Genomic DNA, 26,786 nt, shown 5'->3' with positions numbered 1-26,786 from the left:
CGTCGTACCGGGGGCGTACCCCGCGGGGCGACCTCACCCCTTCGGGGCCTCGAAGGTGACCCGGGCCTCGAAGGCCGCACGCCGGGTGGCCCGTCGCAGGGCCTTCAGCAGGGTGGGTCCGATCGTGAGGGTCAGGACCACGGTGAGGACGGCGCGGCCCAGGTCCCAGCCGAGCGAGGTCGCCAGGCAGTACGCGAGGAAGCGGACCAGGTTCTCGTGCAGCGGGGCGCCCTCGACGAAGGAGATCCCGGAACCGAGCCCCGACACGAGCGTCCAGCCCTGCAGATTCATCACCGTGCCGTACGCGAACGCCGCCACACACCCGTACGCCGCCAGCATCAGCACCTCGCCCCGGCCGCGCAGCCGCTCCGGGCCGGGCAGCAGGCCCGCGCCCATCGCGAACCAGCCCATCGACAGCATCTGGAACGGCATCCACGGACCCACCCCTCCGGTGAGCAGGGCGGAGGCGAACAGCGTCACCGAGCCCAGCACGAAGGCGAAGCCGGGCCCCAGGACACGGCCGCTCAGCACCATCAGGAAGAACATGGGTTCCAGGCCCGCTGTCCCCGCCCCCAGGGGACGCAGCGCGGCGCCCACCGCCGCGAGGACGCCGAGCATCGCGACCGCCTTCGCGTCCAGGCCGCCGTCCGCGACCGTCGCGACGACCACACCGACGAGCAGGACGAGCAGCGCGGCGAACAGCCACGGCGCGCTCTGCGCGTGGGCCGTGACCCCGGAGCCCTCGCCGGCCAGCAGCGGCCAGCCGAAGGCGATCACCCCGATCGCGCTGACCAGGACGAGTGCGGCGGCGGAACGCGGGCCGATACGGACCGGGCGTACCGGCCGGGAAGGGGTCATGCGGTGTGCTCCCCGGGTACGGGCGCTTCCAGCGCCGCGCGTACCTGGGCCACGGTCAGCCACTCCTGCGGCGCCAGGATCTTCGCGGTCTGCGGGGCGAACGCGGGGGAGGAGACCACGACCTGCCGGGTCGGCCCGTCGGCGACGACCTCGCCGTCGGCGAGGATCACCACCCGGTGGGCCAGCTCCGCCGTCAGCTCCACGTCGTGCGTGGCCAGGACGATCGCGTGCCCCTTCGAGGCCAGCCTCCGCAGCACGCCGACCAGCCGGGCCTTCGCCGCGTAGTCGAGGCCGCGCGTCGGCTCGTCCAGGAGGAGGAGCGGGGGACGGGCGGTGAGCACCAGGGCGAGGGCGAGGGCGAGCCGCTGCCCCTCGGACAGGTCACGGGGATGGGTGTCGTCCGGCACGCCCGGCAGCAGCTCGGACACCAGGGCCCGGCAACTGCCCGCAGGCGCGCCCGCGTCCGAGTCGGCCGCCGCGCACTCGGCGGCGACCGTGTCCGCGTACAGCAGGTCGCGCGGCTCCTGCGGCACGAGTCCGACCCGGCGCGCCATGGTGCGCGGCTCCGTCCGGGACGGGGGCAGGCCGCCGACGAGGACCGAACCCGTGGTCGGCTCGATCATCCCGACGAGTGTGGTCAGCAGGGTCGACTTGCCCGCACCGTTGCGGCCCATCAGGGCCACGGTCTCCCCGGGCGCGACGGACAGCGACACCCGGCGCAGCGCCTCGACGCGGCCCCGCCGCACCCCGAGGCCCTCGACCCGGGTGACGTCGCCGTCCGGGAGGGGACCGGGGGCGGTGTGCGGGCGGCGGCCGAGGAGCCTGCCCAGGAACGTGGGAGGTACGGCGGCGGGAGCGGGGAGCGGTTCCGGGGGCGCGGGGGAGGGGGACGGCCCTTCGGGCGCCGGGAGCGGTATCCGTGCCAGCCGTTCCCGGAGGCCAGCCGCCCGCCGCCGTGCGTCGCGCACCGACAGCGGAAGCGGCTCCCAGCCGGCCAGCCGGCCCAGGGCCACGACCGGCGGGCGCACGGGCGAGACGGCCATGACGTCCGCGGGCGTACCCATCACCGGGGAGGCGCCCGGCGACGGGAGGAGGACGACCTGGTCGGCGTACTGCACCACACGCTCCAGCCGGTGCTCGGCCATCAGCACCGTCGTGCCCAGGTCGTGCACCAGCCGCTGCAGCACCGCCAGGACGTCCTCGGCGGCAGCCGGGTCCAGGGCGGACGTCGGCTCGTCCAGGACCAGGACCTTCGGGTGCGGGGTGAGGACCGAGCCGATCGCGACCCGCTGCTGCTGGCCGCCGGAGAGCGTGGCGATCGGCCGGTCGCGCAGCTCCGCCAGGCCCAGCAGGTCCAGCGTCTCCTCGACCCGCCGCCGCATCACGCCGGGGGCCAGGCCCAGCGACTCCATGCCGTACGCCAGCTCGTCCTCGACGGTGTCGGTGACGAAGTGCGCGAGCGGGTCCTGGCCCACCGTGCCGACCAGATCGGCGAGCTCACGGGGCTTGTGGGTGCGGGTGTCCCGGCCGTCGACCGTGACCCGGCCGGTCAGCACACCGCCGGTGAAGTGCGGTACGAGACCGGAGACGGCGCCCAGCAGGGTCGACTTGCCGACTCCGGACGGGCCGACGAGCAGCACGAGCTCGCCCTCGGGGACCGTGAGGTCGACCCCCGAGAGCGTGGGACGGTCCGTGCCCTCGTACCGCACCGAAACCTGTTCGAACCGGATCACGACTGCTCCTCGGAGTCCTTGGGGGAGGCCGGCGGCGGGACGGGCGCCACGGCGGCGGGCAACAGCCCGATCAGCACCGCGGCGGCGGGCCACAGCGGCAGTACGGGAGCGGTCAGCGGCACCACACCGGGGTGCAGCGCCGCGGGATCGGCGGCGGCCGCCCAGATCATCGCCGCCGCCACGGCCGCACCCGAGCCCGCGACCAGCCAGGCGCGCGCGCCCCACCGGTCCGGCCGGTAGCGGGTACGGACCGTGCGGCGGCCGCCCAGCCGGAGCCCGGCGAGGGCGGCGACCAGCCCGGCCAGCAGCAGCGGCAGCCCGTACACGGCGCCCTCGGCGGCCAGCAGCCCGTACGTTCCCGCGCACACGCCCAGCAGTCCGCCCAGGGTCAGCGCGTTCGTGGTGCGGCGGACCGAGGCCGGGACCCGGGCCGTGCGGCCGTATCCCCGCGCGTCCATCGACGCCGCTACCGCCACCGAACGCTCCAGGGCACCCTCCAGCACCGGAAGCCCGATCTGGAGCACCGCCCCGATCCCGCCGGTCGGGCGGCCCCGCAGCCGGCGGGCGGTCCGCAGCCGCACCACGTCGGCGACCAGATTCGGTGCGAAGGTCATCGCGACGACGACCGCCACCCCCGCCTCGTACAGCGCTCCCGGCAGCGACTTCAGGAGCCGGGCCGGGTTGGCGAGCGAGTTCGCCGCACCGACGCAGATCAGCAGGGCTGCCAGCTTCGCCCCGTCGTAGAGGGCGAACACCACCTGCTCCGCGGTGACCCGGCCGCCGATCCTGACGCCCTGCGCCCAGTCGGGCAGGGGCAGTCCGGGGAGGGTGAACAGGGTGTGCGTGCCCGGGACCGGCGAGCCGAGGAAGACGGAGAAGAGCAGCCGCACACCGATGACGAACAGCCCCAGCTTGAGGAACGCCCCGTAGGAACGGGCCCACGGCGCATCCGTCCGGCGGGCCGCCACCACATAGCCCGCCACGCCGACCAGCAGGCCGAGCAGCAGCGGATTGGTCGTGCGGGACGCGGCCGCCGCGAGGCCGAGGGCCCACAGCCACCAGGCGCCGGCCGGAAGCGCGTTGCCGCGGGTCGCCTCGGGAGCGCGCAGGGCACGGCTGAGCCGGGCCGCGCCGGTGGTGCGGGTCATCGGCGGCGACGGGCCTGCAGCACCGCGGCGACACCGAGCAGGAGCACCGCGCCGATCCCGGTGAGCACACCGGCCGACGGACCGCCGCCGGAGTCGCCGTCCGCGGCGGACGCGGGGGCCGAGCCACCGGGGTCCGTGGCGTCCGAGTCCGCGCCGCCGGAGTCCCCGGCGACCTGCTCACCGCAGCCGGACGCCGGATAGCCCGAGATCGCGCAGAGCATCGCGGAACTGTCGTACCGCAGCGGCTTCGCCACCGAGGCCAGTGCCTCGGCGGTGCTCGCGTCCGGCGCCACCCGCGCACACGCGGTGCGCAGCGGCGGCGGTGTCCCGCCGTCCGGGGCGTCCGCCGCCGTGCTGGGGTCGATGACCAGCGCGATCCGCTTGAGGCCGTCTTTCGCCGGGGTCCCCGCGCAGACCGCCCCGAAGTCCGGGGCGCGCCGCGGCTGCGCCGAGTCCTGGGAGTCCTGGCTCACCGAGAAGCGGAAACCCTGCACCGCGCCGTCGTCGGGCCGCACCAGGGAGGGGCCCTGCGTGGCGTACGTCCAGTTCTTCCCGCCGTCGCCCTCCCAGAACGACCAGTAGCGGTACCCGGCCGCCTGCGCGCTTCCCGCGCCCAGCACGGTCAGCAGACAGCCGATGAGGAGGAGGAGCGCCCCGGTGCCCGGCGGGCGCCTCACAGCTGCTGGTTCTTCCGGCGTCCGCTGAGCAGGAAGCCGATGCCCGCGCCGCAGGCGAGACCGATACCGACCAGCCACCAGACGCCGAGGCCGCCGTCGTCGCCGCTGGTGTCCTTCGGCTCCTGCGCGGTCGCGGTCGGAGAGGGGACGGCGGTGGCCGCGGGCGCGGGCCCCGTCGCGTTGAGCTGCGCGACCAGGTCGACACCGCCGAAGTCACGGGCGTCGGCGCCGGTCGCGTGCGCGGCGAGCACCAGCTGGGCGGTGGCGGCCGGGCCGCCCTCCTTCGCCCAGCCCTGCGCGTTCTTCTCCAGGTACGCGACCGCTCCGGCCGCCTTGTCCGTGTGGCCGGACGCCGCCAGGGCGACGACGGCGTCGGCGGTGTTGCCGAAGTCCGGCTGCGGCTCGGTCTCCTCGGCGCCCGGCATCGGCGGCAGCTCCAGATGACCGGAGGCGGCCAGCGCGCCCGCGAGGTAGTGGGCGCCGTTCTGCGCGGACTGCTCGGGGGTCGGGTCCGTGCCCTTGTGGCACATGGGCGCCTTCACCGCGTTGGACGTGCCGGCCGCCATGCCCTTGCCCATCGAGCCGAGGACCGCGGCCGCCGTGGCGTCCGCGTTGGCCGTGAGCTTGCCGTTCTTGTCCGGCTGGTACGCGAACGCCCCGCCGTCCTTGCCGCCGCACGGCAGGGCGAACGACTGCAGCGCCGTGTACGGCGTGCGGCCGCCCTCCTTGGTGAGGGCGGCCAGCGGCACGCCCGCCCTGGCCAGGGCGCCGATCACGACGGCGGTGGAGTTGGCGTCGCTCGGGCTGCCCGGGTTGTAGCCCCAGCCGCCGTCCTCGTTCTGTACGGACTTCAGCCAGGCGACACCCTTGTCCACGACCTCGCGGTGCACGGCCAGCTCCACCATGGCCTGCACCGCCGCGGCGGTCGCGTTGGTGTCCGCCACCGTCTTGTCGTCGCAGGGCACGGAGGCGTCGCGGTACGACGCGAAGGCCCCGTCGGCGCACTGCTGCCCGACGAGCCAGTCCACCGACTGCGTGGCGGGCGTGACGAGCTCGATCTTCTGGGCCAGGAAGGCCACCGACTGGCGCCACACACCGTCGTACGTCGGGTCCTTCGTGCCGTACAGACCGGGCGGCAGATCCGCGGACGGGGAGGGGGCCGGGCTCGGGGCGGCGACCGCCGCGGGGGCGGCCCCGGCACAGAGCACGGCGGTGATCGCGAGCGTCGCCGCGCGGCTGCGTACGGTCATGACGGGCTGGGCCTCTCCTGCGAGGACCGGGCTCGGGCACACGGATGCACCGGGCTCCGGCCCCGTATACCTCGACGGTGCCGTCCACCGGGGACCCGGTGGTACGAGCCGGTCACGCTCACGGACGGGGCATTCCGGCTGACCGCCCTGCGGACGGATGACGGTTGCGGGTCAGCGCCGGATTCGCACCGGCTTCCCCCCGTACGGGCATGATGACGACCCGCTCACTGTACCGGGGCGTTCCGCGCGCTCCCCGGGCGCACGGCCGCCGAGGCCCGCGGTGATCCGCGGGGAGAGGCCTTCCCAGCAGGTCAAAGCGCATGCGAGACTCCGGCGGGGGGTTCAGCGGGCGGGCGCCCGTGGACAGGGACGACCGGGGCGGGAAGCACCAGTGCGTACAAGAGGAACGGCGGCCGTGACCGCCGTGGTGAGTGCAGTCATGACGGTCACGGCGGGCTGCGGTCTGGTGGGCGAGGACGAGCCCGCGCCGAAGCCGTCGCGCGAACCGGCCCTGCCGTTCACCAAGGAGGCGGTGACCGGCGAGATGGCCGTCGTCGCCGGGACCGCGGGGCTCCCCGCCGGAGACACCTCCACGGCCGGCCTGCCGGCGGGCGACTGGCAGGACTGCGTCGCGCCCTGGATGGGGGACGCGCCCGCCGCGGGCGCCGCCGACGCCTTCGAGGCGGCCGTGCGGCAGCTGCGCCAGCAGGAATGGGAGATCGTCTCCAGCCACGCGGAGCAGGACGTCACCTACCGCACGCTCGCCAAGCGGGGCTGGAAGGTGTACGCCCGGCACTACGCGATGGAGGGCTTCGGCGCGGAGCAGGTCGTGTCGCTCACGGCGGTCGAGGACGGCTGCGAACTGCCCGAGGAGATCAGGGGCGACTACGAGGACCCGGCCTGACAGCCGGAGTCGGCGATCACGAAGTGGCCCGCCGGTGACTCCCTGAGCGTGTGGGTGACGAACACGTTGTACAGGCCCATGTAACGCCCGGAGCCGTTCGCGTGGACGCACCCGCCCGAGGCGCGCGCCCACCCCGCCCATGGGGCAGGCCGACACGCGCGGTGCCGCCCTGTGTGCGGCGCTCCCCTTGCACCCGCCGCGGGCCGGGGAGCACCGCCGGGACCGCGTTCCCGGCGCCCGCCACGCACCATGTACGCCGCCACCATGCCGGCACCCGAGGGTGTGTGCACCGACCCCGTGTGATGCGGGCGGCGACGTCCTTACGGTGACGCCCATGCAGACTTCCCGGACCCCGGACAACGACCCGCAGACGCACCCCGCGGACCGGCCTCTGGCCGGGCGCACCGCCCTGGTCACCGGTGCCGCCGGCGGCATCGGACTGGCCTGCGCGGAGGCGCTCGCCGCGGCGGGCGCCCACGTGCACGTCGTGGACAAGGCCGCCGAAGCCGCCCGGGAGCTGGCCCGGCGGATCGGCGGGACGGCCTGGGTGGCCGACCTCTCCGTCGCCGAAGCGGTGGACGCGCTGCCCGCCGACGCGGACATCGTGGTCAACAACGCGGGCCTGCAGCACGTGGCACCGGTGCACGACTTCCCGCCCGACCGCTTCACCCTGATCCACCGGGTGATGGTGGAGGCACCGTTCCGCATCTTGCGCCGGACGCTCCCGGGCATGTACGAACGCGGCTGGGGGCGCGTCGTCAACATCTCGTCCGTCCACGGGCTGCGCGCCAGCCCCTACAAGTCGGCCTACGTGTCGGCCAAGCACGCACTGGAGGGACTGAGCAAGGTGGTCGCGCTCGAAGCGGCACCCCACGGGGTGACGAGCAACTGCGTCAGCCCCGGCTACGTGCGCACGCCCCTGGTCGAGGACCAGATCGCCGACCAGGCCCGCAGCCACGGCATCTCGGAACAGGAGGTGGTGGGCCGCGTCATGCTGGAGCGCAGCGCCGTCAAGCGGCTCATCGAGCCCGGCGACGTGGCCGGAGCCGTCCTGTGGCTGTGCGGCCCCGGCACGGGGCACATCACCGGCACCTCCCTCTCGATGGACGGCGGCTGGACCGCCCACTGACCCTCCGCCGCTCCCGACGAACGACAGGGCCGCCCATGTCCGAGCCGTCCCCCTCCGCCGCGCCCCTGCTGGCCCGCCTCCTCGACCTGCTGGCCGACGACGCCCCCGCCGAGGCGCTCGGCGCCGTCACCTCGGAGGCCAGGGCCGCCGGGGTGCCCGCCGCCGAACTGGCCGAGGTGGAGCGGGCGGCCGCCACCGCCCTGCGGATCAGGGGCGCCCTGCGCCAGCACCGGCGGCGGGAACTCCAGCTCACCGCCCTCTTCGACACCGCGGGCGACCTGGCGGCGTCCCGGGACCTGGGCGACGTGCTGAAGGCGATCGTCCGCCGGGCCCGGATGCTGCTGGGCACCGACACCGCCTACCTCACGCTCCCCGACGAGGAGGCGGGGGACACCTACATGCGGGTCACCGACGGTTCGGTGTCCGTGCTCTTCCAACGGCTCCGGCTCGAACTGGGCGAAGGGCTCGGCGGACTGGTGGCGCAGACCGCGAGTCCGTACGCGACCCCCGACTACCGCACCGACGAGCGTTTCCGCCACACCCGCAACATCAACGCCGGTGTGCTGGACGAAGGGCTCGTCGCGATCCTCGGCGTCCCCCTGCTCCTCGGCTCCAGCCGCGGGGGTGCGGGGAAGGTCATCGGCGTCCTGTTCGCGGCCGACCGCGCCCCGCGCGTCTTCAGCCCCGACGAGGTCGCCCTGCTCTGCTCGCTCGCCGCCCACGCGGCGATCGCGATCGACACCGCCCGGGCCCTGGACGACACCCGGTCGGCCCTCGCGGAACTGGCCGGGGCGAACGCCGAACTGGCCGAGGCCAACGCCGCCGTACGCGCGCACTCGGCCGCCATGCAGCGGGCCGAGGAGGCCCACGACCGGCTCACCGACCTGGTGCTGCGGGGCGGCGACGTCACGGACGTCGCCGCGTCCGTCGCCGGGCTGCTGGACAGCCCGCTCACCATCCACGACCCGGCCGGCCGGCCGCTGGCCGCCGTCCGGCCCGACGGCTCCGCGCACACCGCCGACGGCCCGGACGCGGACCGGCTCGCCGGGGCCGTGGAGGAGTCCCGGCGCGGCGCGCGCGCCGTGCACAGCGACGGCCGGTGGGTGTGTGCCGTGCTCGCCGGGCAGGAACTCCTGGCCGGCCTCGTCCTGCACCGGGCGGACCGGCTCGACGACTCCGACCGCCGGCTCTTCGAGCGCGCCGGTGTCGTCACCGGCCTGCTCCTGCTGCTGCGCCGCACGGTCGCCGAGACCGAGAACCGGATACGGGGCGAGCTGATCAGCGACCTGCTCAGCGACCCCGAACGCGATCCGGCCGGACTGGCCGAGCGGGGCCGGCGCCTGGGCGTCGACCTGGACCGGCCGCACCTGCTGCTGGTGGCGGAGGCGGCGGCCCGGGAGAAGCTCGGCGGCGCCGCGATGCGCTACCTGTTCGGCGGGGACGTCCACGGGGTGAGCGCCGAACACGCGGGGACGGTCGTGCTGCTGATCGACGGCGACGGGGCGGGCGGCGATGCCGCGCGTGCGGCGGCCGCCCAGCTCGGCCACCTCGTCCAGGCACCCGTCACCGTCGCCGGAACGGGTCCCGCCCGGGGCGCGCGCGAACTCGCCGCCGCCTACGGGGAAGCGGCGCGCTGCCTCCGGGCGATGCGGGTGCTCGGGCGCACGGGAGAGGGTGCCTGCGTCGACGAACTCGGCTTCCTCGGAGTCGTCCTGGGCGACGCGAAGGACGTGGACGGCTTCGTCACGGCGGTGCTGGGGCCGCTCCTGCGGTACGACGAGCGGCGCGGCACCCACCTGGTGCGGACGCTGCGGGCGTACTTCCGCGCGGGCGGCAGCCTGATCCGGGCGAAGGACGAACTGCACGTGCACGTCAACACGGTGGTGCAGCGCCTGGACCGGATCCAGGTGCTGCTGGGCCACGACTGGAACGAGCCCGACCGGGCTCTGGAGCTGCAGCTGGCGCTGCGGCTCCAGCTGCTGTCGGGCGGCCGGGAGGGGTAGTCCCGACCGTCCTCCGGGGGCAGCCCCGCCCCTCAGGTGGTGTCCCCGGGCAGGCCGGCGTGCTCCAGCTCGCCTCCGGCGACCGGGGCGGACCCCGGTTCGGGGCCGATGATGCCGGCCGCACCGTAGGAACACAGTGGCGCCGCCGACCTGGTGCAGGCCACCCACGTGCAGGCCACCTCACCCGGGCGGGTGCCGGGGTGGGCACCGCACAGGGGCACGCCTCAGCGCGTGTCCGCCGCCGGGCCGATCAGCCCGCAGACCGTCTCGATGTCCCGCTTCACCTGAGCGATCGACTCCCGCCCCGACAACCAGGTGATCAGCGCCGAGTGCCAGGTGTGCTCGATGACGCGGACCACGGACAGCTGCTCCTGGGTGGGGTCCTCCAGCTCCATGGCGTCCAGGATGATCGCCGTCGTCAGCCGGGAGACGGCGTCCACCTCGGGGCTCACACCGCGGTCCGCGAACGTCAGCGCCCGCACCATCGCGTCCGCCAGGTGCGGCTCGCGCTGGAGTGCCCGGAAGGCCCGCATCAGGGTCTCGGCGACCCGCTCGGCGGGGCCCTCCCCGGCGGGCGGACGCCTGCGGAGGGTGAGCCGCAGGTGCTGGAGCTGGTCCTGCATCACGGCGACCAGCAGATGGATCTTGGAGGGGAAGTAGCGGTACAGCGTGCCCAGGGCGACCCCGGCGGCATCCGCCACCTCGCGCATCTGCACGGCCTCGAAGCCGCCCCGCCCGGCGAGCTGCGCGCCGGCCTGCAGGATGCCGCGCCGACGGGCCTCCTGGCGTTCCGTCAGGGGGGATGCCGCCGCTCTGGCTTCCGCTGTCATCTGCACCCGTCCAAGGCTTCCGTCCGCACCGGCATCCGCGTCGCGGTCCGCGCCGTATCAAGGGAACCGGTTCCCTGTCCGGCCGGGCGCGGTCTTCCGGGCGCGCACAGCATGCCAGGGGCGCCCGCCGTGGCGCGAATCACCTGATCCGGCCGTCATCGCCGACCTACCTGCCGGTAGATTCGATGCTTGTTGAATGAACAAGTCTGAAACTTGTTCTAGATTAGCGCGACCGGTTACGCTCCGGCGAAAACGCAGTGACGAAGGGGGCCGAGTGTGACCGCTGAGGCCATAGAGACAGGCCCCTTCGAGGGCGGCGCCGCGTCGGGCACCGACGGTGACCGGCCGTTGCGCATCGCACTCCTCACGTACAAGGGCAACCCCTTCTGCGGCGGCCAGGGCGTCTACGTGCGCCACCTCGGCCGGGAGCTGGCCCGCCTCGGGCACAGCGTCGAGGTCATAGGCGCCCAGCCCTACCCCGTACTCGACGAGGGCGTCCCGCTCACCGAGCTGCCCAGCCTCGACCTGTACCGGCAGCCCGATCCCTTCCGCACCCCCGGACGCGGTGAGTACCGCGACTGGATCGACCTCGCCGAGGTCGCCACCATGTGGACCGGCGGCTTCCCCGAGCCCCTCACCTTCAGCCTGCGGGCCCGTCGCCATCTCCGCGCCCGGCGCGGCGACTTCGACATCGTGCACGACAACCAGACGCTCGGCTACGGGCTGCTGGGCGACCTCGGCGCCCCCCTCGTCACCACGATCCACCACCCCATCACCGTCGACCGGCAACTGGACCTGGAAGCCGCCGAATCCGTCCGCCGCCGGCTGTCCGTGCGCCGCTGGTACGGCTTCACCCGCATGCAGAAGCGCGTGGCCCGCCGGCTGCCGTCCGTCCTCACCGTCTCCGGGTCCTCGCAGCAGGAGATCGTCGAGCACCTCGGCGTGCGCCGGGACCGGGTCCGGGTCGTGCACATCGGGGCCGACACCGGCCTGTGGTCGCCCGATCCCTCGGTCGCCGAGGTACCCGGCCGCATCGTCACCACCTCCAGCGCCGACGTCCCGCTCAAGGGACTCGTGCACCTCGTGGAGGCGCTCGCCAAGCTCCGTACGGAGAACCCGCGGGCGCACCTCGTCGTCGTCGGCAAGCGGGCCGAGGACGGACCCGTCGCCCAGGCCATCGAGCGCTACGGGCTCCAGGACGCCGTCGAGTTCGTCAAGGGCATCAGCGACGCCGAACTCGTCGACCTGGTCCGCAGCGCCCAGGTCGCCTGCGTCCCCTCGCTGTACGAGGGCTTCTCGCTGCCCGCCGCCGAAGCGATGGCCACCGGCACACCGCTCGTCGCCACGACCGGTGGCGCGATCCCGGAGGTCACCGGCCCCGACGGGGAGACCTGCCTGGCCGTCCCGCCCGGCGACGCGGGGGCCCTGGCCGCCGCGCTCGGCCGGCTGCTCGGCGACCCGGACCTGCGCGCCCGCCTCGGTGCGGCCGGCCGGGACCGGGTGCTGGACCGTTTCACCTGGGCCCGGGCCGCCCTCGGCACCGTCGAGCTGTACCGTCGGGCGATCGCCGCCCGGGGTGTCCGCGGGTGACCGTCCCCGTGACCCCCTGAACCCGTATCCACCGAACCCCGTACCTCCGACCTCGAAGGCAGGCCCCCGTGCTGACCGTCGACTTCACCCGCTTCCCGCTCGCCGCAGGCGACCGGGTGCTCGACCTGGGCTGCGGCGCCGGCCGTCACGCGTTCGAGTGCTACCGGCGCGGCGCCCAGGTGGTGGCACTCGACCGGAACGCCGAGGAGATCCGCGAGGTCGCGAAGTGGTTCGCCGCGATGAAGGAGGCGGGTGAGGCCCCCGAGGGCGCCACCGCCACCGCGATGGAGGGCGACGCGCTCAACCTGCCGTTCCCCGACGAGTCGTTCGACGTCGTGATCATCTCCGAGGTGATGGAGCACATCCCCGACGACAAGGGTGTGCTCGCCGAGATGGTCCGCGTCCTCAGGCCGGGCGGCCGGATCGCGATCACCGTGCCCCGCTACGGCCCCGAGAAGGTCTGCTGGACGCTCTCCGACGCGTACCACGAGGTCGAGGGCGGGCACATCCGGATCTACAAGGCCGACGAGCTGCTGGGCAAGATCCGCGAGGCCGGCCTCAAGCCCTACGGCACCCACCACGCACACGCCCTGCACAGCCCGTACTGGTGGCTCAAGTGCGCCTTCGGGGTGGACAACGACAAGGCACTCCCGGTGCGGGCCTACCACAAGCTGCTGGTCTGGGACATCATGAAGAAGCCCCTGGCCACCCGGGTCGCCGAGCAGCTGCTCAACCCCGTCGTCGGAAAGAGCTTCGTGGCGTACGCGACCAAGCCCCACCTCTCCCGGGCCCAGGCGTGAGCACCCCCGAGCGGACCGAGCACCTCGTCCTGCCCGGAGTCCTCACCGCCGAGCAGGCCGCCGAGACCGTCGCTGCGCTGCTCGCGGTGCAGCGCGAGGACGGGGCACTGCCCTGGTTCCGCGGGCACCACCTCGACCCGTGGGACCACACCGAGGCCGCCATGGCCCTCGACGCGTCCGGCGAGCACGAGGCCGCCGCACGCGCCTACGCCTGGCTGGCCCGCCACCAGAACGAGGACGGCTCCTGGTACGCGGCGTACCACGACGGCGACGCCGAGCGGCCCACGGACCTCGGGCGCGAGACCAACTTCTGCGCCTACGTGGCCGTCGGTGTCTGGCACCACTACCTCGCCACCGGCGACGACGCGTTCGTCGACCGGATGTGGCCGATGGTGTACGCCGCGATCGAGTTCGTGCTGCGGCTCCAGCAGCCCGGCGGCCAGATCGGCTGGAAGCGCGAGGCCGACGGCACCCCCGTCGACGACGCCCTGCTGACCGGCTCGTCCTCGATTCACCAGGCGCTGCGCTGCGCCCTGGCGCTGGCCGAGGAGCGCGAGGAACCGCAGCCCGACTGGGAGCTCGCGACCGGAGCACTCGGCCATGCGATCCGCAGCCACCCCGAGCGCTTCCTGGACAAGAGCCGCTACTCCATGGACTGGTACTACCCGGTCCTGGGCGGCGCGCTCACCGGACCCGCCGCCACCCGGCGGATCCAGGAGGGCTGGGACAGCTTCGTCGTCCCCGGCCTCGGAGTGCGCTGCGTGCTGCCCAACCCGTGGGTCACGGGCGGCGAGAGCTGCGAACTGGCCCTGGCCCTCTGGGTGACGGGCGAGTCCGACCGGGCCCTGGAGATCCTGCAGTCCGTCCAGCACCTGCGTGCCGAGGGCGGAATGTACTGGACGGGGTACGTCTTCGAGGGCGAGCGGGCCTTCTGGCCGGAGGAACTCACCACGTGGACGGCGGGATCACTGCTGCTCGCGGTGGCCGCGCTCGGGGGGGACGAGGCGACCACCGCGGTCTTCGGAGGCGAACGGCTGCCGTCCGGCCTGGAACCGGACTGCTGCCGTCAGGACGCCTGAGGCCGCTCCTGGGCCGGGCCCGAGGGGGCCGGCCCAGGAGCGGGAAGCAGGGTCCCTAGAAGCGGCGGACCCTGCCGGCCACGGCGTGGCCGATGAAGAGGTAGACCACTGCGGCCAGACCGTAACCGGCGACGACCCGCGCCCACGCTTCGTCGAACGTGAACAGGTCGTACGACCAGCCGGCCAGCCAGTGGGCCGACTCCTGGACGAACTGCACCAGGTCGTTGGCCCGGTTGGCGTCGAGCAGGTACATCAGGATCCACAGGATGATGATGAAGGCCATGATGTCCGCGACGACGGCTATGACACGTGCGGCGGTACTGCTTCCTGAGCCTGTTCTGGGAGACATGCTCTCCGGATTGCCGCTTTGCGGAGGGTGAAACCCGTACGACGGGTGCCGGGTGGCGGCCCGCCCCCGCGGGGGTGGGCCCGGCGACGAGTGCCGAAGCGGGCCACCCGCCGTGGCAGGCCAGGTCGGGGCGGTCCGCCGACTCCCCCTGGCCCGGCCGCTGTTGCGTCCGGGAGCGCCGTCGACGGCAGCGGGGACGCCGGGGCGGGTGAGTGCCGAGGCCGTGCCCGCCCCCGGCCGGATATACGGATGAGCGCCTGCGGGTGCCCGCACTAGGGTGCGGGCATGACCCTCCTCACGCACGACCGCTACTGCGACGAAATCCTCTTCCAGACCGACCGGTTGAGGGCTGCCGTCGACGGAGCGGACCTCACCGCGCGTGTGCCCGGCTGCCCCGACTGGAGCCTGCGTGAGCTCGTCGTCCACGTCGGCGGCGCACACCGCTGGGCCGGGGAGATCGTCCGGACCCGGTCCGCCGTGGAGCTGCCGGACGAGCGGGTACCGGACGCCGAGGGCCCGTCCGGGGGCGACCCGGCCGCACTCGGTGCCTGGCTGGCCGAAGGCGCCGCCGCGACGGTGGCCGCCCTGCGCGAGGCCGGTCCGGACACAGCCGTCTGGACCTGGGCAGGGGAACGGCGTACGGCCTTCTGGGCCCGCCGCATGGCGCACGAGACCGCCGTCCACCGCGCGGACGCCGCCCTCACCACGGGGGCCGCCTACGAGGTGGCACCCGATCTGGCCGCCGACACCGTCACCGAATGGCTGCAGATCGTCTCCTTCGCCCAGCAGAGCGGCGACCCGGAGGCCGCTGAACTGCGCGGCGCCGGGAAGTCCCTGCACCTGCACGCCACGGACGTGCCGGGCGCGGAATGGCTGATCGAGTTCGACGAGGACGGCTTCACCTGGCGCCACGCCCACGAGAGGGCGACCGTGGCCCTGCGGGGCCCGCTGACGGAACTGATGCTGGCGTTCAACCGCCGGCAGAAGCCGGACGAGGGCGGACTGGAGGTGCTGGGGGACGGCGGCCTGCTCGACTTCTGGCTGGAGCGCTCGTCGTTCGGCTGAGTGCCCCGTGACGACGACGGCCCCCGCCCTTGGGGGCGGGGGCCGTCGCGCGTGGGGGATCAGCCGCGCTGGATGCCCGTGGTGTCCTGCAGCACACCACGACGGCCGTCCTGCGTCTGGGCGATGAGCCCCGGACCGCGCTGCTCGACCGCGAGGTACCACGTGCCCGGCGCGAGCTCCGCGATCGGGGTCGGGGTGCCGTCCTCGCCGTACAGCGGTCGTGCCACCGGCACCGCGAACCAGAACGGCGTGAAGTCACCGGCCGGCCCACCGCCGCCCTGCGACGGCTGCTGGGCCGCCTGCTGGGGCTCGGCCTGAGCGGGCTGGCCGGGCTGTCCCGACTGGCCCGGCTGCGCGCCGTACGGCTGTGACTGGCCCTGCTGCGCGCCGAAGGGCTGCTGCTGGCCGCTGGGGTAGCCGTAACCCTGGCTGGGCTGCTGGCCGTACGGCGGCTGCACCGCCTGGGCCGGACGCGGGGCGCCGACGAGCGGGGCCTTGAGCGCGGGAACCAGCGGGGTGGCCACCGCGGCACCGGCCAGGGCGAGGGTCGCGAGCAGTCCGAGGATCAGACCGGCACCGGCGTCGTTGGCGTCGATGATCGTCCAGAACATGGTCCACAGGGCGAACACGGTGAACGCGGCGCCGAACTGGCCGAGTTCGAAACCGACGACCTTGCGGCCCGGGAGGGCGCGGCTCACGATCAGCAGTGCCGCACCGATGATGCCCGCCAGGTAGATGCTCATCAGGAGCGAGAGCGAGTCCCAGGCGTTCGCGCTGTAGCCGGAGCAGTCGACGCCCGAGGGGCAGTCGAAGCCGGAGAGGTCGAGGAAAGAGGCGATGAACAGCACGACCGCTGCTCCGATCACCACGCCGTCGCCTCGAGTGAGGGAGCGGATATTCACGTGAAGGTCCTTAGTCGGTCGTCTCGTCGGGGCGGTCGTCGATGCCGCCTGTACGGCGGGTACGGCGCGAAGCTCGGGGCGGCTCCCCATCGTACGGATGAATCTATCGTCTGCCTGGGCGGGTTGTGATCCTGCCCGGACCTCGGACCGGCTATCCCCCCAAGGTCGCCACCATCCCCGCAGAACTACCTCTTCAGATAGCTGCCGATGCCCTCGGCTATACCGAGGGCCGCCTTCTGGCGCCAGTCCGCGCTCGTGAGCAGGGCGGCATCCTTCGGATCACGCATATTGCCGCATTCGATGAAGACTTTGGGCACGGTCGACAGATTCAGTCCGCCGAGATCCTCACGGGTGTCCAAGCCGGTATTGCCGCCGACGTAATTGGAGGGGGCGCTTCCGGTGACGCGTACGAAATTACCCGCGATCCGTTCTCCGAGATCACGGGAGGCGGCCACGATCCCCGCGGTGTCCGCGGCACCACCGCGCACCGCCGCGGGAAGGATCATGTGGAAGCCCCGGTTGCCCACCGCCGAGCCGTCCGCGTGGACCGAGACGACGGCGTCGGCGCCGGCCTCGTTGCCGATCCGGGCCCGCTCGTCGATGCACGGGCCGAACGGGCGGTCGTCGTCCTGGGTGAGGACGACCTTCGCGCCCTCGGCCTCCAGCAGGGTGCGGAGCCGGCGCGACACGTCGAGCGTGAACCGGGCCTCCGGGTAGCCCGCGTCGGTGGCGGTGCCCGTGGTGTCGCACTCCTTGCGCCCGGTGCCGATGTCCACCTGGCTGTTGATCTCCCGGGTGTGGTCGCGGTTGCGCGGGTTGTGCCCGGGGTCGATCACCACGGTGCGGCCGGTCAACGGGCCCCGGGGCAGCGGCTTCCCGGAAGTGGGCGCGGGGGACGGGCTCTTCGAGGCCGACGCCGTCCCGGCCGGGGCGGACGAGGGGGCCCCGGACGGAGCCGCCGTGCCGGGGCGCGGCTCGGCACGGCCGGTGCCGTCGTCCCCGCAGCCGGCCGTGATCAGGCAGACGGTCGCCAGGGCCGCCGCGGTGAGCAGGGGCCTGAGGCGCGCCGCCTGGCGCGAACGGGGGGGAACGCTCTCGTCTTCACGCACGCCGCGATGCTATCCGTGACCCTCAGACGCCTGTTCCCGTACGCCGAAGGACGCGCAGCGAGTCCGTCACCGCGATCTCGGTGAACGCCCCCGATTCCAGGGCGCGTTGGTGGACACGGTACGGCGCCTGGCCGCCGTCCGCCGGGTCGGGGAAGACGTCGTGGATGACCAGCAGCCCGCCCTCGGCGACCTTCGGGGCCCAGCCCTCGTAGTCACCGCCCGCGTGCTCGTCGGTGTGCCCGCCGTCGATGAAGACGAAGCCGAGCTGTCCGCCCCAGACGGCCGCCACCTGCGGGGACCGTCCGACGAGCGCCACCACGTGTTCCTCCAGGCCCGCCGCGAACAGCGTCCGGCGGAAGGCCGGCAGCGTGTCCATCAGACCGACCTCGGGATCCACCACGGACGGGTCGTGGTACTCCCAGCCGGGCTGCTGCTCCTCGCTGCCGCGGTGGTGGTCGACGGTCAGCGCCGTCACCCCGGCCGCACGGGCCGCGGCGGCCAGCAGGATCGTCGACCGCCCGCAGTAGGTGCCGACCTCCAGCAGCGGAAGTCCGAGCGCGGCGGCATCGGAGGCGGCGGCGTACAGGGCGAGCCCCTCGCGCAGCGGCATGAAGCCCTTGGCGGCCTCGAAGGCGGCGAGGACCTCGGGCTCGGGTGCGGCTGCGGACTCGGCGGTCACGTCTTCCTCCAGGTGGGGTCCGGGCGTTCGGCGCCCCATCGTGCCGTACGCCCCCGCCGGAGATCCCGGCGGGGGCGTACGGCGTGACCGCCCGGACCTGCGCTTCAGCGCTGCTGGGGAGCCGTGACCGGTGCGGGTGCGGGTGCGGATGCCGCGGCCTCCGCCGCGTCGCCCGCGCTGCTCGCCAGCAGCACCGGCCGTGTGGGCCGTTGCGCCGGCAGGAACGCGGCCAGCACCAGGCCGATCAGCACCGCACCCGTGGCGATCATGAACGAGGTCCGGAAGCCGTCCATGGTGGGTACGTCCACCGACCCCATCCGTACCGAGGTGTTCGCGAGGACCATGCCGATGACCGCGCTCGACAGCGAGGTGCCGATCGACCGCATCAGCGTGTTCAGGCCGTTGGCCGCACCGGTCTCGGACGGGTCCACGGCCCCGATGATCAGCGCGGGCAGCGAGGAGTAGGCGAGCCCGATCCCGGCCCCGAGCACCACCGCGATCACCACGGTCTGCCAGGCGGCGCTCATCAGGCCCAGCCCCGCCCCGTAGCCGATCGCGATGACGAGCATGCCGAGCATCAGGGTGGCCTTCGGACCGCGGCGGGCGGAGAGGCGGGCGTACAGCGGGGCCACGAACATCATCGTCAGGCCCAGCGGTGCCACGCAGAGTCCGGCCACCACCATCGACTGCCCGAGGCCGTACCCGGTGGCAGCGGGCAGCTGGAGGAGCTGCGGCAGGACGAGTGAGACGGCGTAGAAGGCGACACCGACCATGATCGACACGAGGTTGGTGAGCAGCACCTCACGGCGGGCGCTGGTGCGCAGGTCGACGAGCGGTGCCGGGCTGCGCAGTTCGAACAGTCCCCACAGCACCAGGATCACCAGGGACGCGGCGATCAGACCGAGCGTGGTGGGCGAGGTCCAGCCCCAGTCGCTGCCCTTGGTGACGGGGAGCAGCAGGCAGACCAGGCCGAGCGACAGGCCCAGCGCTCCGACGGCGTCGAAGCGCCCGGGGGCGCGCAGGGGCGGCTCCGGGACGACGAGGGCGGTGAGCGCCATGGCCACCACGCCCAGGACCGCCGATCCGATGAAGAGCGCGTGCCAGTCGGCGTGCTGGGCCACGAGCGCGGCAGCGGGCAGCGCGAGTCCGCCGCCGACGCCTATCGAGGAGCTCATCAGGGCCATCGCCGAGCCGAGCTTCTCGCGCGGCAGGACGTCACGCATGATGCCGATGCCGAGCGGGATCGCGCCCATGGCGAAGCCCTGGAGCGCACGGCCGACGATCATGACCACGAGATCGTCGGTGGAGGCGCAGACCAGGGAGCCGACCACCATCACGGCCAGGCTGGCGAGCAGCATCCGGCGCTTGCCGTACAGATCGCCCAGCCGTCCCATGATCGGGGTCGAGACGGCGCCGGCGAGCAGGGTGGCCGTCATCACCCAGGTCGCGTTGGCCGGGTCGGTGCCGAGGAGGACCGGCAGGTCCTTGATGACGGGGACGAGCAGGGTCTGCATCACCGCGACGGTGATCCCCGCGAACGCGAGCACGGGGACCACGCCGCCGGCCCGGCCCCTCTTGCGCGGACCGGGCAGTCCCCCGGTCCGCTGTTCGTTCGTCGTCCGTTGCATACGTGGGGCCTCCGGGCAGGGCAGAAGAAGGGGGCGGGGGAGGAGCGGGATCGGGCGTGCGGGGGTGTGCCGACGGGCAGCACCGACCGCCAAGTGTGTGCACACTGAACGCTTCCGTACGCGCGAGGTATTCCGGCGAACGCCGGGCAACGTCCGGCTGACCGGACGAAGTCCTACGCCCTCGGACCGAGACCCGGTCGGGACCCCGAACCGATGTACGGGGCACGGAGCGCCTGAGAGTATGACACCCATGCCTGACGTCTTTCCGCCCACGCGGCTGCCCGACCGGTCGAGGACCCGCACCTGGGCCGTGGTCGTGGCGGCCTGCACCGGCCAGTTCCTGGTCGTCCTCGACGTGTCCGTCGTCAATGTGGCGATGCCCTCCATGCGCACCGACCTGGGTCTGAGCGCCACCGGACTGCAGTGGGTCGTCAACGCCTACTCCATCGCCTTCGCCGGCTTCATGCTGCTCGGCGGCCGCGCCGCCGACATATACGGCCGCAAGAGGATGTTCCTGATAGGGCTGGGCCTCTTCACCGCCGCCTCGCTGGCGGGCGGACTCGCCCAGGAGGGCTGGCAACTGCTCGCCGCCCGTGCCGCACAGGGGCTCGGCGCCGCCGTGCTCTCCCCGGCGACCCTCACCATCCTCACCGCGGCCGTCCCCGAGGGCCCCGCCCGCACCAGGGCGATCAGCACCTGGATGGCCGTCGGGGCCGGCGGCGGAGCCGCGGGCGGCCTGATCGGCGGGGTGCTCACCGACGTCCTCTCCTGGCGGTGGGTCCTCCTCATCAACGTGCCCGTCGGCGCGCTCGTGCTGGTGGGTGCCGCGCTGTGGCTGGCCGAGGGCCGGGCCGGTGACCGGCGCCGCGTCGACCTGCCGGGCGCGGTGCTCGTCACGGCGGGCCTCGCCGCGGTGGCGTACGGCATCGTGCAGACCGAGGCCGCGGGCTGGACCGCCGCCGCGACCCTGGTCCCCCTGCTCGGCGGGCTGGCACTGCTGGGCGTCTTCGTCCTGGTGGAGTCGAGGACGGCGGCCCCGCTGATGCCGCTGCGGGTGCTCGGCGTGCGGGCCGTCTCGTCGGCGAACGTGTCGATGCTGCTCATGGGGTCGGCGACGTTCTCCATGTGGTACTTCATGACCGTCTACGCCCAGAACGTGCTGGGCTACTCCCCGTTGGAGGCCGGACTCGCCCTGATGCCGACGTCCGCCGCCGTCGTGCTCGCCTCGAAGGCCGCGCCCCGCATCATGGCGCGGACCGGCGCCAAGAGCCTGGCCGTCCTCGGCGTCCTGGTCGCCGCGGCCGGCTTCGGCTGGCAGTCCACGATGGGGGTGCACGGCTCGTATCTCACCGCGATCTGTCTCCCGGGGCTCCTGATGATGGCCGGGGCCGGACTGGCGTCCACCCCGCTGGCCGCGCTCGCCACGTCCGGCGCGGCGCCGGGCGACGCCGGACTCGTCTCCGGTCTGGTCAACACCTCCCGCACGATGGGCGGTGCACTGGGCCTCGCGGTGCTCTCCACGGTCGCGGCAGCCCGTACCGGCGGTTCCTCCGGGGCGGTGGAGATCACGGCCGGTTACGCGCTGGCGTTCCGCACGGCCACCGTCGTGCTGCTGGCCGGGGCGGCGCTGATGCTGCTCTGGCTCCCGGGGCGCCCGCGGAGGCGCCCGGAGGAGCGGGCCGGGACGGCCGTCCCGGTCGGGGCCGACGTGCACGCGCCCGTCGGCAGGGACGTGTAGGCCGCGCGGCACCCGAGGGCCGTCGCGGCCTGGCGGCGGTGACGGCCCTCGGGTGCCGCGCCGTTCAGGCCGCCGCTCTGCCACCCCCTTCGGAGGGGCGCCGGTGGCGGCCGTGCGGCTGCACGGCCGCGCTCTCCGCCGACGCGCCCCCTCGGTGTTTTCCGGAGCCGGCTCCGCCCCGTTCCGCGTCCGCCCCCGGCGGACGCGTCTGGGTCGTGTCGGTTCGGGCTTCAGACATGTGGGAAGTCACCCCGTCGAGATCGCGTACGTGTGTGGCGCAGGCCCCGCCCGTGACCCGGCGCGGCGACCGTCGGTACCCCGCGCGGAACGACCGCGTGGCCCCGGCCGGGCTCATCCAGGTGCTGTGCGGCCGGTGAGGGGCGCCCGGCCGAGTGGAACGGGCCTGCACACACCAGGAGACACGGCCGCCGCGGATGGTTGCGTTCCGTTCGTGGCAGGTCGGTGTTCCTCGTCCGCGGGGGCTTCCATCAGCGCCACCGCACAGGGCGTACCGGCCTGCTCGTACGGCAGGTGCAGGATTCCCTCCCGGCTCCAGAAGCCGGCCCCGGCCAGCCAGCCCGCGGGTGCCGCGAACTGGTGCAGGCGCCGTCCGGCCGGCCGCCACAGTCCCACCCAGCTGCCCTCCGGGCCGTCGAGGCGCAGCGCCACCGCGCAGCTCTCCGGCATGAGCATCTGGCCCGGCTGCACGGCGAACGGCGTCACGGCCACGTCCGCCGGGCGCAGGCACTCCGGGAAGCGCACCGGCAGGCAACTGCCGAGCACGCCCCAGCCGAGACGGTCGTGGCCCGGGGCGTCGGAACGGATCAGCAGCAGCCCGCTGTCGGCATCGGCCAGCAGCAGCCGGTCGTCGCTGCCCGGAGCGATCTGCAGCAGCGGTGTGACCTCCCCGCCCCGCACCAGATCCACGGCGACCGTCTTCACCGGCCCGCCGCCCGGCAGCTGCCGGTCCAGGGCCAGCAACCGCCCTTCCCGGTCCAGCCAGGCCCCGCCCGAGCAGCGCCCCGGCACGTCCGCGACGTGCTCCGGACCGAAGGCGCCGCCCGCGACCAGCCAGACGGCGGTGGAGCGGTCACCGGGGACCAGGGCGAACGCGCTCATGCCGTCGGGGGACGGCGGGAGAAGGACCAGGTCCACGCACTCGACGGCGCCGAGGTGGAGTTCGCCCGTGCCGGGCCCGGTCGGACAGAGCAGCGAGAAGGTGTGCCGGTCGGCCACCCGTCGCCGGATCAGCACCCGCCCGTCGGAGAGTGGCAGCACATCGGAGTCGGCCTCCTCCGGCTGGTCGAGGGGGAGGTTCACGGCGTACGGCTCGGGGCCGTCGAGCGTCCAGCGCTCGGGGAACCAGGCGGGCTCGGCCCCGGCGGCGGTGGTGAGCCGGGCCGCGTACGAGTGGTCGGCGGCGATCGTGAGCGCGGGCGGCAGGAGGCGCTGGGGGACGCCGGACAGCGGCGGGGGGCCGGCCTGCCCGGCGGCCCGGGGGAGCGGGGGGCGTCCGGACCCGGGGTGCGGGAGCGGCCTCCCGCCTCCGTGGGGCCCGGCGTGCGGGAGCGGCCCCTCCCTTTCGTCTTCGTCGAACGTGCGGTGGGGCAGTGGCCCGTGGTCTGCGGGGGGCCGCGGTGGCGCGGCGGCTTCGTGCCGCTCGTCGGCACGGCCGGGCGGGGTGGCCCCGGCCGACTCGCCGAGGGCCCCCGCAGGACCCGGTCGTCCGGTTTCCCGGGCCGGGCCGGTGCCTGTGCCGGTTCCCCGGTTCGTGGCGGACGTGGCCACGCGTGTCCAGCCGTTGCCGATGACACCGGTCGACGGGGTGGCCGCACCGGGGGAGCGGCCGTCGGCGGACGGTGCCCGCGCCGGCCCGCCGTCCACCGGCGGTGGGGCTCCGGACGCTCCGCCCCCGCCGGGCTCCCCGTCCGGGCGGTCGGCCCCACCGGGCCCCGCAGCTCCTTCCGCGCCGGCGGTCGCGCGGGGTTCCTCCGGCTCCGCGGGCTCGTCCGGTCTCGCGGGCTCGGGCTCTGGTTCCGGCGTCGCGGCACCCGCCGCCGCTCCGGCGGTCTCGTTCTCGATGGCACAGGCAGTCATGATGCGGTCACCTCCGGCAACCGAAGCTAGTTTTCGCACTTCCTGCCGAACAACACCAGCCACCGCACTTCACACATAAGGGTGGTGATGTCCTGATTCGCCTGAGGAGTGAGGGGTGACTGTGCTTCGGTGCCCCCGCCCGTGCCACCGCCCCACGCCGGCACCGCGGTGCACCAGGGTCGGCGCGGTCGAGGGCCACGGCCGGGCGAGGGTGCATCCGGCGGGACCCGCGCCCGGCCCGGTGTCACCTGCGCGTCCGGCGCCGACGGCCTCCGGACGGCCTCCGGGACGTCGCGTGAAGTGACCGGACGTAACGATTCATGACCGGCTGCGGGTCCGCCCGCACGGGTGCCCGCAGCCAGGGCCGACGGGGTGCGCCGGACAGGTAGCCTTTCCCCCGTGCCCCGTCTGTCTGAAGTCATCGCCGAGCTCGACGCCCTCTGGCCCCCCGAGCGGGCCGAGGGTTGGGACGCGGTCGGCACGGTCTGCGGCGATCCGGAGGCGCAGGTGGACCGGGTCCTCTTCGCCGTCGACCCCGTCGAGCAGATCGCCGACGAGGCCCGCACCCTCGGCGCGCAGCTGATCGTCACCCACCACCCGCTCTATCTGCGCGGTACGACGACGGTCGCGGCGTCCTCCTTCAAGGGCCGCGTCGTGCACGGGCTGATCAAGCACGACATCGCCCTCCACGTCGCGCACACCAACGCCGACAGTGCCGACCCGGGTGTCTCCGACGCCCTCGCCGCGGCCCTCGACCTGCGGGTCACCGGCCCCCTCGTGCCGGACCCCACCGATCCCGAGGGCCGCCGCGGCCTCGGCCGGATCTGCGAGCTCGACCACCCCCAGACCCTCCGCGACCTCGCCGCCCGCGCGGCTGCCCGGCTGCCCGCCACCGCGCAGGGCGTCCGGCTCGCGGGCGACCCGGACGCCCTGGTCCGGCGCGTCGCCGTGAGCGGCGGCTCCGGCGACAGCCTCTTCGACGCCGTACGGGCGGCGGGCGTCGACGCCTTCCTCACAGCGGATCTGCGCCACCACCCGGCCTCCGAGGCCGTCCAGCACTCGCCGCTCGGCCTGATCGATGCCGCACACTGGGCCACCGAGTGGCCCTGGTGCGAGCAGGCCGCCGCACAGCTCGACGCGATTTCCGACCGCCACGGATGGGACCTGCGGGTCCATGTCTCGAAGCAGGTCACCGACCCCTGGACCACCCACCACTCTTCTGGAGCCCCCAACTGAACGCCGCGCCCGCCGACCAGATCCGACTCCTCGAAGTCCAGGCCCTCGACGTACGTCTGTCGCAGCTCGCCCACCGGCGCACCTCCCTGCCCGAGCACGCGGAGATCGACTCGCTCAACAGCGACCTCGCGCAGCTGCGCGACCTGCTGGTCGCCTCGCAGACCGAGGAGAGCGACACCACCCGCGAGCAGACCAAGGCGGAGCAGGACGTGGACCAGGTGCGCCAGCGCGCCGTCCGCGACCAGCAGCGGCTCGACTCCGGTGCGGTTTCCTCGCCGAAGGACCTGGAGAGCCTGCAGCGCGAGATCACCTCGCTGGCCAAGCGCCAGGGCGACCTCGAGGACGTCGTCCTGGAGATCATGGAGCGCCGTGAGTCCGCGCAGGAGCGCGTAGCGGAGCTGACCGAGCGCGTCGGCGCCGTCCAGGCGAAGGTCGACGACGCGACCGGCCGCCGGGACGCGGCGACCCGCGAGCTCGACGCCGAGGCGGCCGTCGTCGCCAAGGACCGCGAGGTCGTCTCGGGTGCCGTCCCCGCCGACCTGCTGAAGCTGTACGACAAGCTGCGCACCCAGCAGGGCGGTGTCGGCGCCGCCCGGCTCTACCAGCGCCGCTGCGAGGGCTGCCGGCTCGAGCTGAACATCACCGAGGTCAACGACGTGAAGGCGGCGTCCCCCGACACCGTGCTGCGCTGCGAGAACTGCCACCGCATCCTGGTCCGCACCTCGGAGTCGGGTCTGTAATGCCCGCACCCCGCCGGCTGGTCGTCGAGGCCGACGGCGGATCCCGGGGCAACCCGGGGCCCGCCGGCTACGGCGCGGTCGTCCTCGACCCGGACGGCGCGCAGACGCTGGCCGAGGCCGCCGAGTACATCGGTGTCGCGACCAACAACGTCGCCGAGTACAAGGGCCTGATCGCCGGCCTGAAGGCGGCGAAGGCGTTGTTCCCGGACGTGCCCGTCCAGGTGCACGTCCGGATGGACTCCAAGCTGGTGGTCGAACAGATGTCGGGCCGCTGGAAGATCAAGCACCCCGACATGAAGCCGCTCGCGGCGGAGGCGGCGAGCATCCTGCCGGCCTCCTCCGTCACGTACGAGTGGATCCCGCGCAACGAGAACAAGCACGCGGACCGGCTCGCCAACGAGGCGATGGACGCGGGCAGGCGGGGCAGGCAGTGGGAACCGTCGTCGTCGACGGCAGCCCTGGACTCCCCGCGGCCCACACCCGCCGCGGCGGATCCGGCCGGTCCGCCCGGCGACCCGGTCGCGGGCGCGGCGAAGGTCCGCGCCGCGCTGGCCGCGGCCCGGCCCGCGTCGGCGGCACCGCAGGTGGGCTGGGGGGTCGCCGCCGACCTGGGGGCGCCCGCCACCTTCTTCCTGCTCCGGCACGGCGAGACGGCACTCACCCCCGAGAAGCGGTTCTCCGGAAGCGGCGGCAGCGACCCCGAACTCTCCGCCGCAGGCCGCCACCAGGCGGCCTGCGCCGCCGAGGCGTTCGCCGCCCGGGGCACGGTCCAGGAGATCATCAGTTCCCCGCTGCGCCGCTGCCGCGAGACGGCCGCCGCCGTCGCCGACCGGCTCGGCCTGGAGGTCCGCATCGAGGACGGGCTGCGCGAGACGGACTTCGGTGCGTGGGAGGGCCTCACCTTCGCCGAGGTGCGGGAACGCCACGGCGCCGACCTGACCGCATGGCTCGGGTCCGCCGACACGGCGCCCACGGGCGGCGGCGAGAGCTTCGCGGAGGTGGCGGACCGGGTGTCGGCGGCGCGCGACCGCCTGATCGCCCGCTGCGCGGGCCGCACGGCACTGCTGGTCACGCACGTCACCCCGATCAAGACCCTGGTCCGGCTGGCGCTGGGCGCCCCGCCGGAGTCCCTGTTCCGCATGGAGCTCTCGCCCGCCTCCGTCTCGACGGTCGCGTACTACGCGGACGGCAATCCGTCGTTGCGGCTGCTCAACGACACCTCGCACCTCCGGTAGCGGGGGC

The 26,786-nt window shown here is 74.2% G+C and carries 23 protein-coding genes; 11 read left to right on the top strand and 12 right to left on the bottom strand.

The window, feature by feature from the left end:
• Window positions 1-33: 33 nt before the first annotated feature.
• From OG927_RS09585 to OG927_RS09565, 5 genes are read right to left on the bottom strand one after another with little or no spacing between them, the layout of a single operon-like run.
• Entirely contained in the window at window positions 34-858 is an 825-nt protein-coding gene (locus OG927_RS09585; protein ID WP_330319980.1) for an ECF transporter S component, read from the bottom strand.
• Window positions 855-2,591 (bottom strand): ABC transporter ATP-binding protein, encoded by a 1,737-nt coding sequence (locus OG927_RS09580; RefSeq protein WP_330319979.1) that lies wholly within the window; start codon window positions 2,589-2,591, stop codon window positions 855-857. The genes OG927_RS09585 and OG927_RS09580 overlap by 4 nt, the downstream gene beginning before the upstream one ends.
• Entirely contained in the window at window positions 2,588-3,739 is a 1,152-nt protein-coding gene (locus OG927_RS09575; protein ID WP_056784794.1) for an energy-coupling factor transporter transmembrane component T, read from the bottom strand. Before OG927_RS09575 ends, OG927_RS09580 begins: the two co-directional genes overlap by 4 nt.
• Window positions 3,736-4,416: an SCO2322 family protein gene (locus tag OG927_RS09570; RefSeq protein WP_330319978.1), complete on the bottom strand. Its 681-nt coding sequence runs from the start codon at window positions 4,414-4,416 to the stop codon at window positions 3,736-3,738. The genes OG927_RS09575 and OG927_RS09570 overlap by 4 nt, the downstream gene beginning before the upstream one ends.
• On the bottom strand, window positions 4,413-5,666 hold the full coding sequence (locus tag OG927_RS09565; protein ID WP_330319977.1) for a prenyltransferase/squalene oxidase repeat-containing protein: 1,254 nt from the start codon (window positions 5,664-5,666) through the stop codon (window positions 4,413-4,415). The genes OG927_RS09570 and OG927_RS09565 overlap by 4 nt, the downstream gene beginning before the upstream one ends.
• 415 nt (window positions 5,667-6,081) lie before the next feature.
• Here OG927_RS09565 and OG927_RS09560 point away from each other — a divergent pair, with 415 nt between their 5' ends.
• The 3 genes from OG927_RS09560 (at window position 6,082) to OG927_RS09545 (ending at window position 9,702) form a co-directional block, all read left to right on the top strand.
• Window positions 6,082-6,570: a hypothetical protein gene (locus tag OG927_RS09560; RefSeq protein WP_056784781.1), complete on the top strand. Its 489-nt coding sequence runs from the start codon at window positions 6,082-6,084 to the stop codon at window positions 6,568-6,570.
• Between the two features lie 334 nt (window positions 6,571-6,904).
• Window positions 6,905-7,699 (top strand): 3-hydroxybutyrate dehydrogenase, encoded by a 795-nt coding sequence (locus OG927_RS09550; RefSeq protein ID WP_124282530.1) that lies wholly within the window; start codon window positions 6,905-6,907, stop codon window positions 7,697-7,699.
• 35 nt (window positions 7,700-7,734) lie between these two features.
• Window positions 7,735-9,702 (top strand): helix-turn-helix domain-containing protein, encoded by a 1,968-nt coding sequence (locus tag OG927_RS09545; RefSeq protein ID WP_330319976.1) that lies wholly within the window; start codon window positions 7,735-7,737, stop codon window positions 9,700-9,702.
• A 224-nt stretch (window positions 9,703-9,926) separates the two neighbouring features.
• On the opposite strand, the gene OG927_RS09540 is transcribed toward OG927_RS09545, so the two are convergent.
• Window positions 9,927-10,532, bottom strand: a complete 606-nt coding sequence (locus OG927_RS09540) for a TetR family transcriptional regulator (protein WP_056785942.1) — start codon at window positions 10,530-10,532, stop codon at window positions 9,927-9,929.
• 276 nt (window positions 10,533-10,808) lie between these two features.
• Between OG927_RS09540 and OG927_RS09535 the strand changes: the two genes are divergently transcribed.
• From OG927_RS09535 to OG927_RS09525, 3 genes are all read left to right on the top strand, one after another.
• The gene (locus OG927_RS09535; RefSeq protein ID WP_330319975.1) at window positions 10,809-12,122 is read left to right on the top strand and encodes a glycosyltransferase family 4 protein; all 1,314 of its coding nucleotides are present in this window, start codon (window positions 10,809-10,811) and stop codon (window positions 12,120-12,122) included.
• Between the two features lie 68 nt (window positions 12,123-12,190).
• Entirely contained in the window at window positions 12,191-12,922 is a 732-nt protein-coding gene (locus OG927_RS09530) for a class I SAM-dependent methyltransferase (RefSeq protein ID WP_056784768.1), read from the top strand.
• Window positions 12,919-14,001 carry a prenyltransferase gene (locus OG927_RS09525; RefSeq protein ID WP_056784765.1) on the top strand — a complete coding sequence of 361 codons (1,083 nt, stop codon included), beginning with the start codon at window positions 12,919-12,921 and terminating at the stop codon, window positions 13,999-14,001. Before OG927_RS09530 ends, OG927_RS09525 begins: the two co-directional genes overlap by 4 nt.
• Window positions 14,002-14,056: 55 nt before the next feature.
• On the opposite strand, the gene OG927_RS09520 is transcribed toward OG927_RS09525, so the two are convergent.
• A complete protein-coding gene (locus tag OG927_RS09520; protein WP_056784763.1) occupies window positions 14,057-14,350 on the bottom strand; it encodes a hypothetical protein in 294 nt (97 codons plus the stop codon).
• Window positions 14,351-14,635: 285 nt separating this feature from the next.
• Between OG927_RS09520 and OG927_RS09515 the strand changes: the two genes are divergently transcribed.
• Window positions 14,636-15,415, top strand: coding sequence for a maleylpyruvate isomerase family mycothiol-dependent enzyme (locus OG927_RS09515; protein ID WP_056784760.1), 780 nt, complete (start codon window positions 14,636-14,638; stop codon window positions 15,413-15,415).
• Between the two features lie 59 nt (window positions 15,416-15,474).
• Here the strand turns inward: OG927_RS09515 and OG927_RS09510 are convergent, their stop codons facing one another.
• The 4 genes from OG927_RS09510 to OG927_RS09495 form a co-directional block, all read right to left on the bottom strand.
• Window positions 15,475-16,317, bottom strand: a complete 843-nt coding sequence (locus OG927_RS09510; RefSeq protein ID WP_056784757.1) for a DUF5336 domain-containing protein — start codon at window positions 16,315-16,317, stop codon at window positions 15,475-15,477.
• A 185-nt stretch (window positions 16,318-16,502) separates the two neighbouring features.
• On the bottom strand, window positions 16,503-17,426 hold the full coding sequence (locus OG927_RS09505) for an N-acetylmuramoyl-L-alanine amidase (protein WP_056784754.1): 924 nt from the start codon (window positions 17,424-17,426) through the stop codon (window positions 16,503-16,505).
• A gap of 22 nt (window positions 17,427-17,448) precedes the next feature.
• On the bottom strand, window positions 17,449-18,144 hold the full coding sequence (locus tag OG927_RS09500) for a class I SAM-dependent methyltransferase (RefSeq protein WP_371612242.1): 696 nt from the start codon (window positions 18,142-18,144) through the stop codon (window positions 17,449-17,451).
• Between the two features lie 65 nt (window positions 18,145-18,209).
• Window positions 18,210-19,733 carry an MFS transporter gene (locus OG927_RS09495; protein ID WP_056784748.1) on the bottom strand — a complete coding sequence of 508 codons (1,524 nt, stop codon included), beginning with the start codon at window positions 19,731-19,733 and terminating at the stop codon, window positions 18,210-18,212.
• A gap of 241 nt (window positions 19,734-19,974) precedes the next feature.
• Here OG927_RS09495 and OG927_RS09490 point away from each other — a divergent pair, with 241 nt between their 5' ends.
• On the top strand, window positions 19,975-21,471 hold the full coding sequence (locus OG927_RS09490) for an MFS transporter (RefSeq protein WP_371612241.1): 1,497 nt from the start codon (window positions 19,975-19,977) through the stop codon (window positions 21,469-21,471).
• 351 nt (window positions 21,472-21,822) lie between these two features.
• Here the strand turns inward: OG927_RS09490 and OG927_RS09485 are convergent, their stop codons facing one another.
• Window positions 21,823-23,082: a hypothetical protein gene (locus tag OG927_RS09485; protein WP_371613364.1), complete on the bottom strand. Its 1,260-nt coding sequence runs from the start codon at window positions 23,080-23,082 to the stop codon at window positions 21,823-21,825.
• Between the two features lie 885 nt (window positions 23,083-23,967).
• Here OG927_RS09485 and OG927_RS09480 point away from each other — a divergent pair.
• From OG927_RS09480 to OG927_RS09470, 3 genes are read left to right on the top strand one after another with little or no spacing between them, the layout of a single operon-like run.
• Window positions 23,968-24,804: a Nif3-like dinuclear metal center hexameric protein gene (locus OG927_RS09480; protein ID WP_056784743.1), complete on the top strand. Its 837-nt coding sequence runs from the start codon at window positions 23,968-23,970 to the stop codon at window positions 24,802-24,804.
• A complete protein-coding gene (locus OG927_RS09475) occupies window positions 24,801-25,544 on the top strand; it encodes a zinc ribbon domain-containing protein (RefSeq protein WP_199862856.1) in 744 nt (247 codons plus the stop codon). The genes OG927_RS09480 and OG927_RS09475 overlap by 4 nt, the downstream gene beginning before the upstream one ends.
• On the top strand, window positions 25,544-26,779 hold the full coding sequence (locus tag OG927_RS09470; RefSeq protein WP_056784736.1) for a bifunctional RNase H/acid phosphatase: 1,236 nt from the start codon (window positions 25,544-25,546) through the stop codon (window positions 26,777-26,779). The genes OG927_RS09475 and OG927_RS09470 overlap by 1 nt, the downstream gene beginning before the upstream one ends.
• The last annotated feature ends 7 nt before the right edge of the window (window positions 26,780-26,786 follow it).

Origin of the sequence: Streptomyces clavifer (genome assembly GCF_036345975.1) — a bacterium.
Lineage (GTDB): Bacteria > Actinomycetota > Actinomycetes > Streptomycetales > Streptomycetaceae > Streptomyces > Streptomyces clavifer.
The sequence above is the reverse complement of the archived record's forward strand: the minus strand, read 5'-3'. Positions and strand labels throughout refer to the sequence as shown.

Bases quoted from the DNA above. Each gene is read 5' to 3' on its own strand.
- OG927_RS09565 (WP_330319977.1), bottom strand. From the start codon at position 5,666: ATGACCGTACGCAGCCGCGCGGCGACGCTCGCGATCACCGCCGTGCTC.
- OG927_RS09500 (WP_371612242.1), bottom strand. From the start codon at position 18,144: ATGGGGCGCCGAACGCCCGGACCCCACCTGGAGGAAGACGTGACCGCC.
- OG927_RS09540 (WP_056785942.1), bottom strand. From the start codon at position 10,532: ATGACAGCGGAAGCCAGAGCGGCGGCATCCCCCCTGACGGAACGCCAG.
- OG927_RS09520 (WP_056784763.1), bottom strand. From the start codon at position 14,350: ATGTCTCCCAGAACAGGCTCAGGAAGCAGTACCGCCGCACGTGTCATA.
- OG927_RS09550 (WP_124282530.1), top strand. From the start codon at position 6,905: ATGCAGACTTCCCGGACCCCGGACAACGACCCGCAGACGCACCCCGCG.
- OG927_RS09495 (WP_056784748.1), bottom strand. From the start codon at position 19,733: ATGCAACGGACGACGAACGAACAGCGGACCGGGGGACTGCCCGGTCCG.
- OG927_RS09545 (WP_330319976.1), top strand. From the start codon at position 7,735: ATGTCCGAGCCGTCCCCCTCCGCCGCGCCCCTGCTGGCCCGCCTCCTC.
- OG927_RS09490 (WP_371612241.1), top strand. From the start codon at position 19,975: ATGACACCCATGCCTGACGTCTTTCCGCCCACGCGGCTGCCCGACCGG.
- OG927_RS09585 (WP_330319980.1), bottom strand. From the start codon at position 858: ATGACCCCTTCCCGGCCGGTACGCCCGGTCCGTATCGGCCCGCGTTCC.
- OG927_RS09470 (WP_056784736.1), top strand. From the start codon at position 25,544: ATGCCCGCACCCCGCCGGCTGGTCGTCGAGGCCGACGGCGGATCCCGG.
- OG927_RS09515 (WP_056784760.1), top strand. From the start codon at position 14,636: ATGACCCTCCTCACGCACGACCGCTACTGCGACGAAATCCTCTTCCAG.
- OG927_RS09575 (WP_056784794.1), bottom strand. From the start codon at position 3,739: ATGACCCGCACCACCGGCGCGGCCCGGCTCAGCCGTGCCCTGCGCGCT.